The sequence below is a fragment of the Winslowiella arboricola genome (genome assembly GCF_025527015.1).
GTDB classification, from domain to species: domain Bacteria; phylum Pseudomonadota; class Gammaproteobacteria; order Enterobacterales; family Enterobacteriaceae; genus Erwinia; species Erwinia arboricola.
This window is the reverse complement of sequence record NZ_JAODIM010000040.1, coordinates 121,034-135,631: the sequence shown is the minus strand read 5'-3', so window position 1 is coordinate 135,631 and position 14,598 is coordinate 121,034. Positions and strand designations below refer to the sequence as shown.

The following is a 14,598-nucleotide window of genomic DNA, read 5'->3' as shown; positions in this document are numbered from 1 at the left end:
TCTCGCCGCCCGTGCCGATGATTTGCACTGGCAGTAATGGTGGCGTTTTCGTCACCCGTGCTGATGATGTGCACGGAAATAATGTTGGCGAACGCCAGAAACAAAAAAACACCCGGAAGGGTGCTTTAATAGTGGTTGCGGGAGCCGGATTTGAACCGACGACCTTCGGGTTATGAGCCCGACGAGCTACCAGGCTGCTCCATCCCGCGTCCGATTGACTGTCGCTTCCGTCACGACAGGTACTTCTTATTTTACTGCTGATTCGCTATCAAACTGCGAATTGGTTGCGGGAGCCGGATTTGAACCGACGACCTTCGGGTTATGAGCCCGACGAGCTACCAGGCTGCTCCATCCCGCGTCCGTATTCTAACACTTACTTCTTGTTTCGCAAACACTTTACGAATTGGTTGCGGGAGCCGGATTTGAACCGACGACCTTCGGGTTATGAGCCCGACGAGCTACCAGGCTGCTCCATCCCGCGTCCGTGGAAGCGCACTATACTCTCCGCGCGTTTTGATGCAACCCATTTTTGCAGAAAAATGATTTAAATACCCGGTATTGGCCAATTTGTCCGCCAGGTGCTGATTTGTTGCACAATACGCCCGGTTCTTTTTTTTCCTGATGCATTTTAATCTGATTTCGCCTTTGCTAGGCTTCGGCATGGATCACTGGCGAGATAAGAGAAAGCAATGAAAGGATGTTGGGTAAAGTATGTAATCACCGGCGCGTTACTGGCGCTACTGGCGGGATGCTCGTCTAAACCCACTGACCGGGGACAACAGTATAAAGATGGCAAGCTGGATCAGCCGCTGGAGCTGGTGAATCAGCCAAATGCAAAAGGTCGTCCGGTCAATGGCCGCGACTTCTCCGATCAGGTTGGCGCGGTGAGAGTTGCTTCTCCAGGTATGTTCACTCGCCAGAAAGATACCTGGAGTGCAATAGAAGGCTGGCTGATGTCCGGTGGCGATACACGTCAGCTGCGCCAGTTCGGTCTTGATGCTTTCCAGATGGAAGGGGTTGATAACTACGGTAACGTACAGTTTACCGGTTACTACACGCCGGTGATCCATGCGCGCTATACCCGCCAGGGTGAATTCCAGTATCCGTTGTACCGTATGCCACCACGCAGTAAAGGACGCCGCCTGCCAAGCCGTGCCGAGATCTACAGCGGTGCGCTTGATGAGCGTTATGTCGTGGGTTACAGCAATTCGCTGATCGATAACTTTATGATGGACGTGCAGGGCAGTGGCTACGTCGACTTTGGCGATGGTCGCCCGCTGATGTTCTTTGGCTACGGCGGTAAGAATGGCCACGGCTATCACAGTATTGGTAAAACATTGATCGATCGCGGTGAAGTGAAACGCGAAGATATGTCGATGCAGGCGATCCGTAAGTGGGCGGATGAACATAATCCGGCAGAAGTGCGTGAACTGCTGGAAACTAATCCTTCATTTGTCTTCTTTAAGCCTGAGGATTTCGCGCCGGTGCGTGGCGCCAGCGCCGTACCGCTGGTGGCGAAAGCGTCGGTAGCGGCTGACCGCTCGCTGATCCCGCCGGGCACAGTGCTGCTGGCGGAAGTGCCGCTGCTGGATAATAACGGTAAATTTACCGGTAAGTATGAGATGCGGGTGATGGTGGCGCTGGATGTCGGCGGCGCAATTAAAGGCCAGCACTTTGATATCTACCAGGGAATTGGCGCCGATGCCGGTCATATGGCGGGCTTCTTTAACCATTATGGCCGCGTGTGGGTACTGCGCAGCGCGCCGGGCGCCGCTGCTACACTGTTCAGCAACAACCAAAACGGCAATAATGGTTCAATGCTGACCAGCGCAAACCCGTAAACTGCCATCGGTGCGGGAGCCGAAAACGGCTCCCCACGAGACACTGCAACAATGTAGGAGCGGCGTTATCGCCGCCCGCCAGGCTCAAAACGGCAGCCGAAAACGGCTCCCCTACGAGACACTGCAACAATGTAGGGGCGGCGTTATCGCCGCCCGCGATTGATGTGTACCATCCCGCTTTATCGATTCTAACCAGGGCAGATTCATGATTTCTCTTTCCGACGCCTGGCGCCAGCGCTTTGGCGGCACCGCACGTTTATACGGTCAGGATGCACTGCAGCTGTTTGCTGAGGCGCATGTCTGTGTCATCGGCATTGGCGGTGTGGGTTCATGGGCGGCAGAGGCGCTGGCGCGTACCGGCATCGGCGCGATTACCCTGATTGATATGGATGATGTTTGCGTCACCAATACAAACCGCCAGGTGCATGCGCTGCGTAACAATGTAGGTAAGGCGAAAACCGAGGTGATGGCGGAACGGATTCTGGCGATTAACCCTGAGTGCCGGGTGACCTGTATTGATGATTTTATTACCGCAGAAAATACCGCCGAGCTGCTGAGCGGCGGATTTAGCTATGTTATTGATGCGATTGACAGCGTGCGGCCAAAAGCGGCGCTGCTGGCATGGTGTCGCCGCAATAAAATGCCGCTGGTGACCACTGGCGGTGCTGGCGGACAGATCGATCCAACCCGGATTCAGGTCGTGGATCTGGCGAAAACCATTCAGGATCCGCTGGCGGCCAAGCTGCGCGAACGGCTGAAGCAGGATTTCGGCATCGTAAAAAACAACAAAGGTAAGCTGGGCATCGACTGTGTGTTCTCTACGGAAGCTCTGATGTATCCGCAACCGGATGGCACAGTATGCGCTTCACGCAGCACCGCCGAAGGACCGAAGAAAATGGATTGTGCCGCCGGGTTTGGCGCGGCAACCATGGTGACGGCAACGTTTGGATTTGTCGCCGTTTCCCACGTGCTGAAAAAGATGATGGCAAAGGCGGCGCGGCAGGCGGTTTAAGCCACTGTGCGACTGACGGCATCCGCCAGCGCCTGTAATCCACTGCTGCGTGAGCTGCTTAACTGCTGGCGCAGACCCAGCTGATCAAACAGTGTCAGCGGATCCTGCCCGCGCAGCGCCGCGGCGGTTTGCCCTTCAATGGCGGTCAGCAGCACCGCCAGTAAGCCACGAACAATACGGCCTTCGCTGTCACCATAGAAGTGCAGGGTGCCATCCGCCAGCAGCTGGTGGCCAAGCCAGACGCGGTTTTCACAGCCGCTCAGTTCAATTTCGCTGTTTTTTAACGCCTCCGGTAATGCCGGAAGCTGCTTGCCCAGTAAGATCAGCTGGCGATAGCGATCTTCCCACTGCTGGAAGGCGGAGAATGTCTCTTGCAGGCTTGTCACGGTAATGGATGCGCCAAACGGGTGCGGCGCCAGCACGGCTGAAGTCATGATTAATCTGCCAGTAAGTGAATTGCGGTATGCATGGCGGCGATCAGTGCATCGACATCCTGCAAGGTATTATAAGGGGCGAATGACGCGCGCAATGTGCCACTGATGCCCAGCGCCGTCATTAACGGTTGCGCGCAGTGCTGACCGGCGCGTAATGCAATACCGCTTTCGGCCAGCAGAGTCACCAAATCGCTGTGGTGAATACCGACGATATCAAACGACAGCACGCTGGATCGACCGCTGCGATAGCTGCGAAAACCTGGCAGTTCCGCCAGCCGCTCTTCGGCCAGACTCGCCAGGCCACAACTCCACTGTTCGGCGGCGACAATATCGATCTCCGCCAGCCACTCCAGCGCGGCGCTCAGGCCGATAACGCCGGCAACATTTGGCGTTCCTGCTTCAAAGCACCAGGGTACTGGCTGCGGCGTAAAGCCAGCAAATGACACCTCCGTCAGCATTTTACCGCCGCCCTGCAGCGGCTGCATTGCCGCCAGAAGCTCTGGCTTGCCGTACAGCGCGCCAATGCCCATCGGACCGTAGAGTTTATGTGCCGAAAAGGCATAAAAATCGATATCCAGCGCCTGAACATCCGCTGGCTGGTGTACCACACCCTGCGCACCATCGATCATCACCTGCGCGCCGACGCTGTGGGCCAGTTCAGTCGCGCGTCTGATATCCGGGCAACCGCCAGTCACATTCGACATTTGCGTCAGTGCCAGCAGACGCGTACGCGAACTCAGTAATTCAGGCAGGATTTCCATATCCGGCAGGCGATGCTCATCCAGCGACCATTGCACGATGCGCGCTCCGGTTTGCTGCGCCAGCATCAGCCATGGCACCAGATTAGCGTGGTGCTCTGCGACGCTGACAATAATCTCATCGCCCGGCTGCAATTGCGGACGCAGCCAGCTTTGCGCCACCAGGTTGATGGCGTCAGTGGTGCCGCGTGTCCAGACGATGGCCTGTGGCGTTGGCGCATTCAGCCACTCCGCCACCTGAGTACGCGCATTTTCATAGCGCTCAGTGAGCTGGCGAGCCTCGGCAAACTGGCTGCGATGAACAGTACCAGCGCTAAGACTATAAAACTGACGCGTCGCCTCAATCACCGTTTGCGGTTTAAGGGCGGTGGCGGCGCTATCAAGATAGACACCCGCATCGCTAAGCGCTGGAAACTGCTGGCGAAACTGCGCCGGATTAAAAGACTTCATACTGTTCTCGTCGTGATCTCACTGATTATTTTTCACCAGCGTAGCTACCTGGATATAACCGAATTCAACGCTTTAAACTGGCAAAGCGGTGAAAGCGCGTTATGCTATTTATTGCAAGGTTTAAGCTATTACCCGCATAAAGAGGCTGTGACTTCCGAAGAAACTGCTTATCTTCAGGCTCAGGCGGGTGGTTTATCGCAATGTATCTGTATGGAGATAGAAAAATGAAAAAACTCACCGCAGTACTGGCCGCATGTGCCCTGACGTTTACTCTGGCCGCCTGTTCCAGCAATTATGTGATGCATACCAATGATGGGCGCACCATCGTTGCCGACGGCAAACCTCAGGTGGATTCTGATACCGGTATGATCAGCTACAAAGACGCGAATGGCAACAAGCAGCAGATCAATCGTACCGATGTCAAAGAGATGGTTGAAGTAGGGCAGTAAGCGACAGGCAAAAAAAAGCACCGCAATTTGCGGTGCTACATAATATCACTATGGACAGACAGGATAAATCTACAGGAATTAAATGGGTAGCCAGGCTACCTGATCTGAAAATCGTCAGATCAAATGCAAACACAACATCACGACCACAAGCCAAAAGCTCTCCAAAATTCTGCGATCTCTCGCGCAAATCCTAAACAACTTTTCGTTCCGGCTCTGGAAGTGCGGCAACTATAGGTATTTGCTGGAGCTTCCTCAACGGACAATTTATAATGTCTCGGATAAAAAAATCTAATACGTAACACTGCATTGCTGAGTTACGTCCGGTTGTTACAGAAAACATTGCGGAAACCATGTCAAAACGTCTTCCTCCCCTCAATGCACTGCGCGTTTTTGACGCAGCAGCGCGGCATCTCAGCTTTACTAAAGCGGCTGAAGAACTGTTTGTGACTCAGGCTGCGGTGAGTCATCAAATTAAATCTTTAGAGGACTTTTTAGGCCTCAAGCTGTTTCGTCGTCGTAATCGCTCGTTGCTGCTGACGGAAGAGGGGCAAAGTTATTACCTGGATATTAAGGAAATTTTCTCGTCGATCAATGATGCCACCCGCAAGCTGCAGGCGCGCAGCGCCAAGGGGGCATTGACGGTCAGTTTACTGCCGAGTTTTGCCATTCAGTGGCTGGTTCCACGCCTCTCCAGTTTTAACTCAGCTTATCCGGGCATTGATGTGCGTATCCAGGCGGTAGACCGTGATGAAGAGAAATTAGCCGACGATGTGGATGTGGCGATTTTCTATGGTCGCGGTAACTGGCCGGGCCTGCGGGTGGAGAAACTTTACGCCGAATATTTACTGCCGGTCTGTTCGCCGCTACTGCTGACGGGTGATAATCCGTTAAAGGTTCCTGCCGATCTGGAAAAGGTCACGTTGCTGCATGATGCCTCGCGACGAGACTGGCAGTCCTATACCCGTCAGCTCGGCCTGCAACATATTAATGTGCAACAGGGACCGATTTTCAGCCACAGCGCGATGGTTTTACAGGCGGCGATCCACGGTCAGGGCGTCGCGCTGGCCAATAATGTGATGGCGCAAACGGAACTGGAAGCCGGGCGACTGGTTTGTCCGTTTAACGATGTTTTAGTCAGTAAAAACGCTTTTTATCTGGTTTGTCATGACAGTCAGGCAGAACTGGGTAAAATAGCCGCCTTTCGCCAGTGGATTCTGGCAAAAGCCGCGAGCGAACAGGAGAAGTTTCGCTTTCGCTACGATCATTAATAATGGCGATGCGTGGTGTAAATACGGCGCATCCGTGTTGAGGATAGTTCGATGTCCAGTCGTGCAATGTTGATTTTTTCCGCCATCAGCGGATTTATCTTCGTGATGTTTGGGGCATTTGGTGCTCATGTATTGAGCCGGTCACTGGGTCCGCAGGAAATGGCGTGGATTCATACCGGTCTGGATTACCAGGCGTACCATACGCTGGCGATCCTTGGTCTGGCCGCAGCGATGCTGCGCCGCGCCAATATCTGGTTTTACTGGAGCAGCGCGTTTCTGGCGCTTGGCACCGTACTGTTTAGTGGCAGCCTCTATTGTCTGGCGCTGTCGCATTTAAAGATGTGGGTCTGGGTTACTCCGGTTGGCGGCTTCTGTTTCCTTATCGGCTGGGCATTGATGTTAACTGGCGCACTGCGTCTGAAGAAAAGGGCAGATCGCCATGAATAAAGTATTGTTGTATTGCCGCCAGGGCTTTGAAAAAGAGTGTGCGGCCGAAATCACCGCCAAAGCCACCCAGCGCGAAGTATTCGGTTTTGCGCGGGTGAAAGATGATTCTGGCTACGTGCTGTTTGAGTGCTATCAGCGGGAAGATGCCGATAAGCTGATCCGTGAACTGCCGTTCAGCGAGCTGATTTTTGCGCGTCAGATGCTTGTCGTCGGTGAGCTGCTGCGCGATCTGCCACCAGAAGATCGTATTACGCCGGTGGTGGGTATGCTGACTGGCGCGATTGAGAAGGCGGGCGATCTGCGGGTAGAAGTGCCGGATACCAATGAGAGCAAAGAGCTGCTGAAATTCTGCCGCAAGTTTACCGTGCCGCTGCGCGCGCGTCTGCGTAGCGAAAATATTCTGCTGAACTACGAATCGCCGAAACGTCCGGTGGTGCATGTGTTCTTTATTGCGCCGGGTTGCTGCTATGTCGGTTACTCTTATTCCGATAACAATTCGACCTTCTTTATGGGCATCCCGCGTCTGAAATTCCCGTCAGATGCGCCCAGCCGTTCGACTCTGAAGCTGGAAGAAGCCTTCCACGTGTTTATTCCTGCTGATGAGTGGGATGAGCGTCTGGGCAGCGGTATGTATGCGGTTGATCTCGGCGCCTGTCCCGGCGGCTGGACTTATCAGCTGGTGCAGCGCAGCATGATGGTGGATGCGATTGATAACGGTCCGATGGCACCAAGCCTGATGGATACCGGACAGGTGACGCATCACCGTGAAGATGGTTTTAAATATCGTCCTACGCGCACCAATATCTCCTGGGTAGTGTGCGATATGGTGGAGAAGCCGGTGCGCGTCGCCAATCTGATGGCCGACTGGCTGGTGAATGGCTGGTGCCGTGAGGCGATTTTTAACCTTAAGCTGCCGATGAAAAAGCGTTATGAAGAGGTGTCGCAAAATCTGGCGATGATTGCTGAGAAGCTGAAAGCCAATGGCATCAATGCACAGATTAACGCGCGTCAGCTGTATCACGATCGCGAAGAGGTGACCGTGCATATTCGCCGTATCTGGAGCGCCACTCCCGGACGTCGTGACGAGCGCTATTAATTATCGCCAGCGGGATAGCGTCTGCGCGCTATCCTGACTTTATTAGCGAGTAATTAATAAACCTGGTATACATCCTCATCGTCACTTCCCCGGCGCTGCCGATATTCTCTGGCATCGCTACGGTTATAATCCATATTAAAAACCACGCTGCCATTTTTGCAATATCTCACGCGCAGCACCAGATTGTCTTTGCGAATACAATTGCTGCGGCTTTGCATCTCAGCAAAACAGAGTAGTTTGCTATCTTTTTTGCTGGCGGAGCTGTAGTCAGAATCATAAATAAACCAGGTGTAGTCAGTTTCTCTGACCGTAATACCACTCTTTTTCTGCAACGTTAACTGATGTTTCCGCCACCACTGGATACGCTCCTCGTCCGTATCAGGGAAATTATTCACCACCACAACTGTTTTATCCATGGCAATGTTATGTACCCCATGTATTTTAGTCGGGAGCATTAACAGCCAGAACAGAACCGGCGTCAGCAGTATCACAGCAATAAAATATTTTTTATATGTGGTCAAATTATCTTCCTGATAGTTTACCTTTCCTGTTTTAATTGTTATTGATGGTTGAATTAATATGGTTGCTAATTGATTATTTCCTCCTGGTTGTCAGCATGGTATATGAATGACGTGGCTAATGAAATAGCTGTCAGAAAACAGATATTGGCTAGTAATTAATTATTATTCTGCTATGTAAAAATGGCTTTAATATTTAATTAATTTCGAATTGATAACTGTCTGGTGGGGATGACCAGACAGTCAGAACCACTATCCTGCCTGATAACGCAGTTCTTTAAGATTACCATCCAGCGCTAAATCGGTTTTTAATGTCGCCACTTGCTGGCAGATAAAGGCCATTTCGCGATGCTGTTCCAGTTTATTGCGCCATTTCTCGGGCACTGCCTCCAGCTGTTGATAGATGCCTGCCAGTGAACCAAATTCAGTCAGTAACTGACTGGCGCTTTTCGGTCCGATACCCGCGACACCGGGAATTTTACTGCTGCTAATGCCGGCCAGCCCCCAGTAATCGGTCAGCTGTTGCGGTGTGACGCCAAATTCTTTGGCAATAAAGGGCATATCCAGCCAGCGTTTCTGAAAGTAGTCGCGAATAAAAATCGATGGCGCCAGTAACTGACAATAGCCTTTATCGGTGGAGACAATGGTCGCCTGATGGCCGCCGGAAGCCACTTTTACCGCCAGCGTGGCGGCGAGATCGTCGGCCTCATCGCCGGGGGAAGTCCAGCAGCTGACTCCTGCAGCGGCAAATGCTTCGCGCAGCAGCGGCATTTCCGTCAGCAGATTATCTGGCATCGGTGGACGTCCGGCTTTGTAGTCAGGCAGCAGCTGATGACGCCAGCCATCGCGGCGTTCCTCGTCATCAAATACCGCCACCACATGGGTTGGCCGGGTATGCAGTAATAGCTGCTGTAGCGCGTGGACGCAGGTCTGCTGGCAAGGGGAACCCTGAACAGCATGAATACGGCGAATCAGATTCAGCGCATCAACAATTAACAGATGATTAGTCATAATCTCATAAGCTGAGCGGCGTTAGCGCCGCTCTGTTGCAGGTTACTTAATGATTTCATAACAGGGAATATAGGCGGTACCCGGCAGCTTCATACGATGCTGCGCGACAAATCCCTGTAATAAATCGTCCATGCGGTGCATCATTTGCGGATCACCGTGCAGTTTGTAACGCCCTTTCTCTTTGATTTCGCGGATACCCATCTCTTTCACATTGCCAGCGACGATACCGGAAAACGCCCGGCGCAGCGCCGCCGCCAGTAACTCAGGCGGCTGGTCAGGGTAAAGATTCAGGTTAGCCATATTTTCATGGGTCGGCATAAACGGCACCTGCAACTCTGGCGCTATGCGAATCGACCAGTTAAAGCTGTAGGCATCGCCAGTTTCACGACGGTTCTCTTTCACCCGCGGCATGGCTTTTTTCATCTGACGCGCTACTTCCGCCGCATCATCAATAATAATGGTGTAGTAACGACGCGCCTCTTCACCCACTGTATTGACAATAAACTCGTCCAGCACGCGGAAATAGTCGGCGCTCTCTTTCGGCCCGGTCAGGATCAGTGGCAATACCTGGTCATGGTTTTGCGGGTTCATCAGAATGCCGAGCAGATAGAGGAACTCTTCCGCAGTGCCGACGCCGCCGGGGAAAATAATAATGCCATGGGCGATACGCACAAAGGCTTCCAGCCGCTTTTCAATGTCCGGCATAATAATCAGTTCATTGACCAGTGGGTTAGGCGGCTCGGCGGCAATAATCGATGGCTCGGTCAGGCCGATAAAGCGACCGTCGCGATAACGCTGTTGCGCATGGCCGACCGCCGCGCCTTTCATTGGCGCTTCCATGACGCCGGGACCACAGCCGGTACAGATATTCAGTTCACGCAGGCCCAGTTGCGAGCCGACATTGCGGCAATACTGGTATTCAGTGGCGTTAATTGAGTGTCCACCCCAACACACCACGGTATTTGGCTCTTCACCTATATGCAGAGCGCGCGCATTGCGCAGAATCGAGAACACCAGGTTGGTGATATGGATGGAGTCTTCCTGGTTCAGATGCTGGAAGCGCTCGGCATGGGTAATCTGTCCATTTACAAATAAAATATCACGCAGCACCGCAAACAGGTTAGCCTGGAGCGAGCGGATGATGCGGCCATCAACGAAGGCTTCTTCCGGCGGATTAATCAGCTCCAGTTTCACGCCACGTTCGCGACGCAGCACATTGATATCAAAGCTTTCAAAACGTGAAAGCAGCTCATGGCTGCTGTCGGTTTGACTTCCGGAATTAAGCACGGCGAGTGAACAGTTACGAAACAGCTGGTAGAGGTCACTGCTGGCTGTGCGCTTCAGCATGTCGACTTCCAGCTGCGAGAGCAAATCCATCGAGCCAAGAGGGCTAATATGTGTAATCAAGTGAACTCCTTTGCACCCGCCTGGGCGGTTGGTGACTCAGCCCGCAGCAAAATGGCGCATGCGGCGCAGAGACGGAAAATCCTTTCACGGCGCTCGCATCTCTGCCACCGCCGATCTCCAGATTAGCGTTGTCGGACCCGCTTTCACAACTGATTCCTGATCCTGTCTCACGCCCTGCGAGATATCTCGCAATTACTGACGAACCAGCCGTGAACGCGACGGTGAGAAATCGGTATTGGTGCGCCACGGATTGATATCCAGTCCACCGCGACGGGTGTAGCGTGCATAGACCGAGAGTATCTCTGGCTGACAGAAGCGCTGGATATCATTGAAAATACGCTCCACGCACTGCTCATGGAACTCATTGTGGTGGCGGAAGGAGACCAGATAGCGCAGCAGCGCTTCACGGTCGATACGCGGGCCACGATAGCGGATCTGCACGGAACCCCAGTCGGGTTGATTGGTGATCAGACAGTTTGATTTCAGCAGATGGCTGACCAGCGTCTCTTCTACTACTTCTTTCGCAGTAGCCTGCGCCAGATAGTCAGCGTTAAACTGGTAGTTATCGATAGTAATATCCTGCTCATCAATGCAGGTGCCGCTGAAATGGCCAATCGGCTGGCCTTCGACTTCCTGCAGGCGGAACAGCGCCACACGCACCTCACCCTGCGCGCAGGCTTGCAGATCGCGCTCAAGCGTCTGGCGCACTGCGCCCCAGTCGGCGAATGGCGTCTGATTAAAGCTGTTCAGGTAGAGTTTGAAGCTTTTGGACTCTATCAGATTCAGGCTGTTAGCACTCAGCTCCACTTCACCGATGGCTACTTGCGGCACGCCTTTGCTGTTCAGCCATGACAGTTCATACAGGGTCCAGATGTCAGCACCGGAGAAGGGCAGGTTATCCGGATAGAGGCCCAGGGGTTCGCGGTTCATACTGCGCGGAACGGCCTGCAATAAACTGGCATCGTAATTATCGTGATATTCTGTCGGCTTACCTAAGGTCAGGCCATGCAAAGCCTGATGCTGATCGTGTGTAGACATACTGTTTCCTTAATTGCCCGCTCCGCAGGCCTGACGGTCAAATCCTGTGAAACGCAGTTGTTTGCGCCAATATAATCGGCTGTAAGTGTAACTTAGCCAGCCTATAGTGAGAAAATTAAAGATGGAAGAGACCACGCAAGCGTTGCAAGATTTCACCGCCCGTTACTGTGCGCTGTGGCAACAGGAGTGCGGTCATCTGCCCGCCAGCGAGACGCTTTACGGCATCGCCTCCCCCTGTGTGGCAGAAACCGTATCCGGCGTGATTTACTGGCAGCCGCAGCCCTTTACGCTGGCCAAAAACCTCGATGCCGTTGAGCGTGCGCTGGATCTGCGCATTCAACCGGCAGTCATTGCCTTTTACACCACCCAGTTCGCTGCGGATATGACCGCGCGCGTCGGCGGACGCGAGTTAAGCCTGGTGCAGGTGTGGAGTGAAGAGGATTTTGTCCGGGTGCAGGAAAATCTGATTGGCCACCTGGTGATGAAACGCCGTCTGAAACATTCACCGACGCTGTTTATCGCCACCACTGAGTCGGAATTAGAGGTGATTTCAGTGTGCAACTTGAGTGGTGAAGTGATTCTGGAGCAGCTGGGGACGCAAAAACGCGAAGTGCTCGCGCCATCCCTGTCAGGGTTTCTTGCGCTAATACAAGCTGTTAGATAGTTGTTTTGCGATATTGGCGCGTTACGTTGTGCGATATCTCTTACAAGATATGTAAGAGATCACCTGAAATTCCGTGTTCTCATTTCCCGTCTCAAATGTGAAAATATTGTAAATCATGAGGTTAGGGTGAGACATGGATTTTATTCAATGTAAGACGAATCCATAAACGCTGCAACTACCTTGTTTGCCAATGTTGTTATGGCAGAATGTCCAGCAGCAGAAGGGAATCTGTGGATTGGATGGCGTCAGGATGATGCTACTTCAGGATGAAGCGGAACAACCATCGGGAAGATGCAGGGAAGGGCTTCAGGAAGAAGCAGGATATCTCCGGATTGAGATATGGACACCTCCAGGAAGGAGAATGAGAGCCATAGCAGGATGTTGTGGTGGGCCAGGATGCCAAAGGAACTCGAGCCGGGATGGCTTAATGTGACAGGATGACACACAGGACAAGTTTTCAAGGATGAGCAGGGAGCACTAAAGTAGCTGGATCGCTGCAAACGAACCGGGAGCACTGTTTTTAACAGTGCTCCCTTTTTTTCGTTCATACTTTTTACCAGACCGTCTGGCGGATGCTATTCTTGCCGACCATTTTGTTTACCCAATTCGAGAGATCGCCGATGAGCCTTGAACAACAGGTGCGCCAGCGTTTGCTGGACGTGGCACAGGTCATGCATGATAACGATCTGTGGCAGGGACATGCGCCGGATACCGCTGCGTTTAACAGCACGGAGCCATTCTGCGTTGATACCATGTTGCCGCTGGAGTGGTTGCAGTGGGTGTTGTTACCGCGTATGCAGGCGCTGCTCGACAGTCATGCGCCACTGCCGAAAAATTTTGCGGTAGCGCCCTATTATGAAGAGGCGCTGGAAGCCAGTGTCTCCGGACGACTGCTGCTGCTCAGCCAGCTTAAAGCGTTAGATGATCTTTTTACGGATAGCGCAAACTGATGCTGGAAATTATTTATCAGGATGAGTATCTGGTAGCGGTGAATAAACCCGCTGGCTGGCTGGTACATCGCAGCTGGCTGGATCGTAATGAGAAAGTGGTGGTGATGCAGACAGTGCGCGACCAGATTGGTCAGCATGTGTTTACCGCCCATCGCCTTGACCGCCCGACTTCGGGCGTGCTGCTGATGGGGCTGTCGAGCGAAGTCGGACGGCTGTTATCGCAACAGTTTGAGCAGCATCAGATGCAGAAAACCTATCATGCGCTGCTGCGTGGCTGGCTGGACGGTGATGCGCAGCTGGATTATCCGCTGACTGAAGAGCTGGATAAAATCGCGGATAAATTTGCCACTGGGGATAACGGGCCGAAGTCCGCAATTACTGATTATCGTTCGCTGGCGCAGGTTGAGATGCCCGTTGCCATTGGTCGCTACGACTGCGCGCGTTACACGCTGGTTGAACTGCAACCGCATACCGGGCGCAAACATCAGCTGCGTCGCCATATGTCGCATCTGCGCCATCCCATTATTGGTGACAGCGCTCATGGCGATCTGAAACAGAACCGCGGTGCGGCACAATATTTTGGCTGCCAGCGCCTGATGCTGCATGCCAGCTCTCTGGCGCTAAACCATCCGGTCACCGGTGAACCGCTGGTGATCCGCGCCGGACTGGATGATGTGTGGCAGAAAATGATGTCGCAGTTTGGCTGGCAGGATTATCTGCCGGATGTGCCGAGGGTTGAGTTTGTCGCAGCGGCAAGTCAGGATAGTGATTCAATTTAAGGAGATAAGTTATGGCGCAGGTCGGTATTTTTGTCGGGACCGTTTACGGTAATGCTCTGCTGGTAGCGGAAGAGGCGGATGCCATTCTGCAAGAAGCCGGACATCAGGTGCAGATTTTTGACGAGGCAAGCCTCAGTGACTGGCAGCAGTACAGCGATAAAGTGGCGCTGATTGTGACCTCCACCACCGGTCAGGGCGATTTCCCGGACAGCATCGCCACACTGTTCCATGCGATCAAAGATCAACTGGGCCATCAGCCACAGCTGCAATATGGCGTGATTGCACTGGGAGACAGCAGCTATGACCATTTCTGCGGCGCGGGAAAACAGTTTGATGAGTTGCTGCAGGAGCAGGGAGCAAAGCGCATTGGTGAGCTGTTAACCGTTGATGCAACAGAAGATCCTGAGCCGGAAATTGTCACCTCGCCGTGGGTTGAAGCCTGGGCAAAACTGATTTAGGCATTGGCACGGGCGGCG

16 protein-coding genes and 3 tRNA genes are annotated in these 14,598 nt (G+C 53.1%); 10 read left to right on the top strand and 9 right to left on the bottom strand.

Annotated features, from left to right (window positions below; translation table 11 throughout):
* Positions 1-132: 132 nt before the first annotated feature.
* The 3 genes from N5923_RS10540 to N5923_RS10530 form a co-directional block, all read right to left on the bottom strand.
* A tRNA-Met gene (locus N5923_RS10540) sits at positions 133-209 on the bottom strand.
* Between the two features lie 72 nt (positions 210-281).
* Positions 282-358, bottom strand: a tRNA-Met gene (locus N5923_RS10535).
* Positions 359-404: 46 nt separating this feature from the next.
* Positions 405-481 (bottom strand) — tRNA-Met (locus N5923_RS10530).
* A gap of 208 nt (positions 482-689) precedes the next feature.
* On the opposite strand from N5923_RS10530, the gene mltA reads away from it, so the two are divergent.
* Both mltA and tcdA read left to right on the top strand, forming a co-directional pair.
* The gene (mltA, locus tag N5923_RS10525; protein ID WP_267143929.1) at positions 690-1,841 is read left to right on the top strand and encodes a murein transglycosylase A; all 1,152 of its coding nucleotides are present in this window, start codon (positions 690-692) and stop codon (positions 1,839-1,841) included.
* Between the two features lie 205 nt (positions 1,842-2,046).
* Positions 2,047-2,853, top strand: coding sequence for a tRNA cyclic N6-threonylcarbamoyladenosine(37) synthase TcdA (gene tcdA, locus N5923_RS10520; RefSeq protein WP_267143930.1), 807 nt, complete (start codon positions 2,047-2,049; stop codon positions 2,851-2,853).
* Here the strand turns inward: tcdA and csdE are convergent.
* Positions 2,850-3,287 carry a cysteine desulfurase sulfur acceptor subunit CsdE gene (csdE, locus tag N5923_RS10515; protein ID WP_267143931.1) on the bottom strand — a complete coding sequence of 146 codons (438 nt, stop codon included), beginning with the start codon at positions 3,285-3,287 and terminating at the stop codon, positions 2,850-2,852. The two genes, tcdA and csdE, sit on opposite strands and share 4 nt — an antisense overlap.
* 2 nt (positions 3,288-3,289) lie before the next feature.
* Positions 3,290-4,495 (bottom strand): cysteine desulfurase CsdA, encoded by a 1,206-nt coding sequence (csdA, locus tag N5923_RS10510; RefSeq protein WP_267143932.1) that lies wholly within the window; start codon positions 4,493-4,495, stop codon positions 3,290-3,292.
* Between the two features lie 224 nt (positions 4,496-4,719).
* Here csdA and N5923_RS10505 point away from each other — a divergent pair, with 224 nt between their 5' ends.
* From N5923_RS10505 to rlmM, 4 genes are all read left to right on the top strand, one after another.
* Positions 4,720-4,944 (top strand): YgdI/YgdR family lipoprotein, encoded by a 225-nt coding sequence (locus N5923_RS10505; RefSeq protein WP_017803591.1) that lies wholly within the window; start codon positions 4,720-4,722, stop codon positions 4,942-4,944.
* Positions 4,945-5,294: 350 nt separating this feature from the next.
* A complete protein-coding gene (locus N5923_RS10500; RefSeq protein ID WP_017803592.1) occupies positions 5,295-6,212 on the top strand; it encodes a transcriptional regulator GcvA in 918 nt (305 codons plus the stop codon).
* 51 nt (positions 6,213-6,263) lie between these two features.
* The gene (locus N5923_RS10495; RefSeq protein ID WP_017803593.1) at positions 6,264-6,659 is read left to right on the top strand and encodes a DUF423 domain-containing protein; all 396 of its coding nucleotides are present in this window, start codon (positions 6,264-6,266) and stop codon (positions 6,657-6,659) included.
* On the top strand, positions 6,652-7,755 hold the full coding sequence (gene rlmM / locus N5923_RS10490) for a 23S rRNA (cytidine(2498)-2'-O)-methyltransferase RlmM (RefSeq protein WP_267143933.1): 1,104 nt from the start codon (positions 6,652-6,654) through the stop codon (positions 7,753-7,755). The genes N5923_RS10495 and rlmM overlap by 8 nt, the downstream gene beginning before the upstream one ends.
* Positions 7,756-7,808: 53 nt before the next feature.
* On the opposite strand, the gene N5923_RS10485 is transcribed toward rlmM, so the two are convergent.
* The 4 genes from N5923_RS10485 to queF all read right to left on the bottom strand — a co-directional run bounded on the left by N5923_RS10485 (position 7,809) and on the right by queF (position 11,729).
* Positions 7,809-8,276 carry a DUF943 family protein gene (locus N5923_RS10485; RefSeq protein WP_267143934.1) on the bottom strand — a complete coding sequence of 156 codons (468 nt, stop codon included), beginning with the start codon at positions 8,274-8,276 and terminating at the stop codon, positions 7,809-7,811.
* 249 nt (positions 8,277-8,525) lie between these two features.
* A complete protein-coding gene (xni, locus tag N5923_RS10480; protein WP_267143935.1) occupies positions 8,526-9,284 on the bottom strand; it encodes a flap endonuclease Xni in 759 nt (252 codons plus the stop codon).
* A gap of 42 nt (positions 9,285-9,326) precedes the next feature.
* Positions 9,327-10,691 carry a nucleotide 5'-monophosphate nucleosidase PpnN gene (ppnN, locus tag N5923_RS10475; RefSeq protein ID WP_267143936.1) on the bottom strand — a complete coding sequence of 455 codons (1,365 nt, stop codon included), beginning with the start codon at positions 10,689-10,691 and terminating at the stop codon, positions 9,327-9,329.
* Between the two features lie 192 nt (positions 10,692-10,883).
* Positions 10,884-11,729 (bottom strand): NADPH-dependent 7-cyano-7-deazaguanine reductase QueF, encoded by an 846-nt coding sequence (gene queF / locus N5923_RS10470; RefSeq protein WP_267143937.1) that lies wholly within the window; start codon positions 11,727-11,729, stop codon positions 10,884-10,886.
* Between the two features lie 121 nt (positions 11,730-11,850).
* Here queF and syd point away from each other — a divergent pair, with 121 nt between their 5' ends.
* From syd to N5923_RS10450, 4 genes are all read left to right on the top strand, one after another.
* Positions 11,851-12,393 (top strand): SecY-interacting protein, encoded by a 543-nt coding sequence (syd, locus tag N5923_RS10465; RefSeq protein WP_267143938.1) that lies wholly within the window; start codon positions 11,851-11,853, stop codon positions 12,391-12,393.
* Positions 12,394-13,013: 620 nt separating this feature from the next.
* Entirely contained in the window at positions 13,014-13,343 is a 330-nt protein-coding gene (locus N5923_RS10460) for a YqcC family protein (protein WP_267143939.1), read from the top strand.
* Entirely contained in the window at positions 13,343-14,122 is a 780-nt protein-coding gene (gene truC / locus N5923_RS10455; protein WP_267143940.1) for a tRNA pseudouridine(65) synthase TruC, read from the top strand. Before N5923_RS10460 ends, truC begins: the two co-directional genes overlap by 1 nt.
* 11 nt (positions 14,123-14,133) lie before the next feature.
* The gene (locus N5923_RS10450; RefSeq protein ID WP_267143941.1) at positions 14,134-14,580 is read left to right on the top strand and encodes a flavodoxin; all 447 of its coding nucleotides are present in this window, start codon (positions 14,134-14,136) and stop codon (positions 14,578-14,580) included.
* Positions 14,581-14,598: the final 18 nt, after the last annotated feature.

Excerpts from the sequence above, each read along its gene's own strand:
- mltA (WP_267143929.1), top strand. The coding sequence starts at position 690 with ATGAAAGGATGTTGGGTAAAGTATGTAATCACCGGCGCGTTACTGGCG.
- tcdA (WP_267143930.1), top strand. The coding sequence starts at position 2,047 with ATGATTTCTCTTTCCGACGCCTGGCGCCAGCGCTTTGGCGGCACCGCA.
- csdE (WP_267143931.1), bottom strand. The coding sequence starts at position 3,287 with ATGACTTCAGCCGTGCTGGCGCCGCACCCGTTTGGCGCATCCATTACC.
- csdA (WP_267143932.1), bottom strand. The coding sequence starts at position 4,495 with ATGAAGTCTTTTAATCCGGCGCAGTTTCGCCAGCAGTTTCCAGCGCTT.
- N5923_RS10505 (WP_017803591.1), top strand. The coding sequence starts at position 4,720 with ATGAAAAAACTCACCGCAGTACTGGCCGCATGTGCCCTGACGTTTACT.
- N5923_RS10500 (WP_017803592.1), top strand. The coding sequence starts at position 5,295 with ATGTCAAAACGTCTTCCTCCCCTCAATGCACTGCGCGTTTTTGACGCA.
- N5923_RS10495 (WP_017803593.1), top strand. The coding sequence starts at position 6,264 with ATGTCCAGTCGTGCAATGTTGATTTTTTCCGCCATCAGCGGATTTATC.
- rlmM (WP_267143933.1), top strand. The coding sequence starts at position 6,652 with ATGAATAAAGTATTGTTGTATTGCCGCCAGGGCTTTGAAAAAGAGTGT.
- xni (WP_267143935.1), bottom strand. The coding sequence starts at position 9,284 with ATGACTAATCATCTGTTAATTGTTGATGCGCTGAATCTGATTCGCCGT.
- queF (WP_267143937.1), bottom strand. The coding sequence starts at position 11,729 with ATGTCTACACACGATCAGCATCAGGCTTTGCATGGCCTGACCTTAGGT.
- syd (WP_267143938.1), top strand. The coding sequence starts at position 11,851 with ATGGAAGAGACCACGCAAGCGTTGCAAGATTTCACCGCCCGTTACTGT.
- N5923_RS10460 (WP_267143939.1), top strand. The coding sequence starts at position 13,014 with ATGAGCCTTGAACAACAGGTGCGCCAGCGTTTGCTGGACGTGGCACAG.
- truC (WP_267143940.1), top strand. The coding sequence starts at position 13,343 with ATGCTGGAAATTATTTATCAGGATGAGTATCTGGTAGCGGTGAATAAA.
- N5923_RS10450 (WP_267143941.1), top strand. The coding sequence starts at position 14,134 with ATGGCGCAGGTCGGTATTTTTGTCGGGACCGTTTACGGTAATGCTCTG.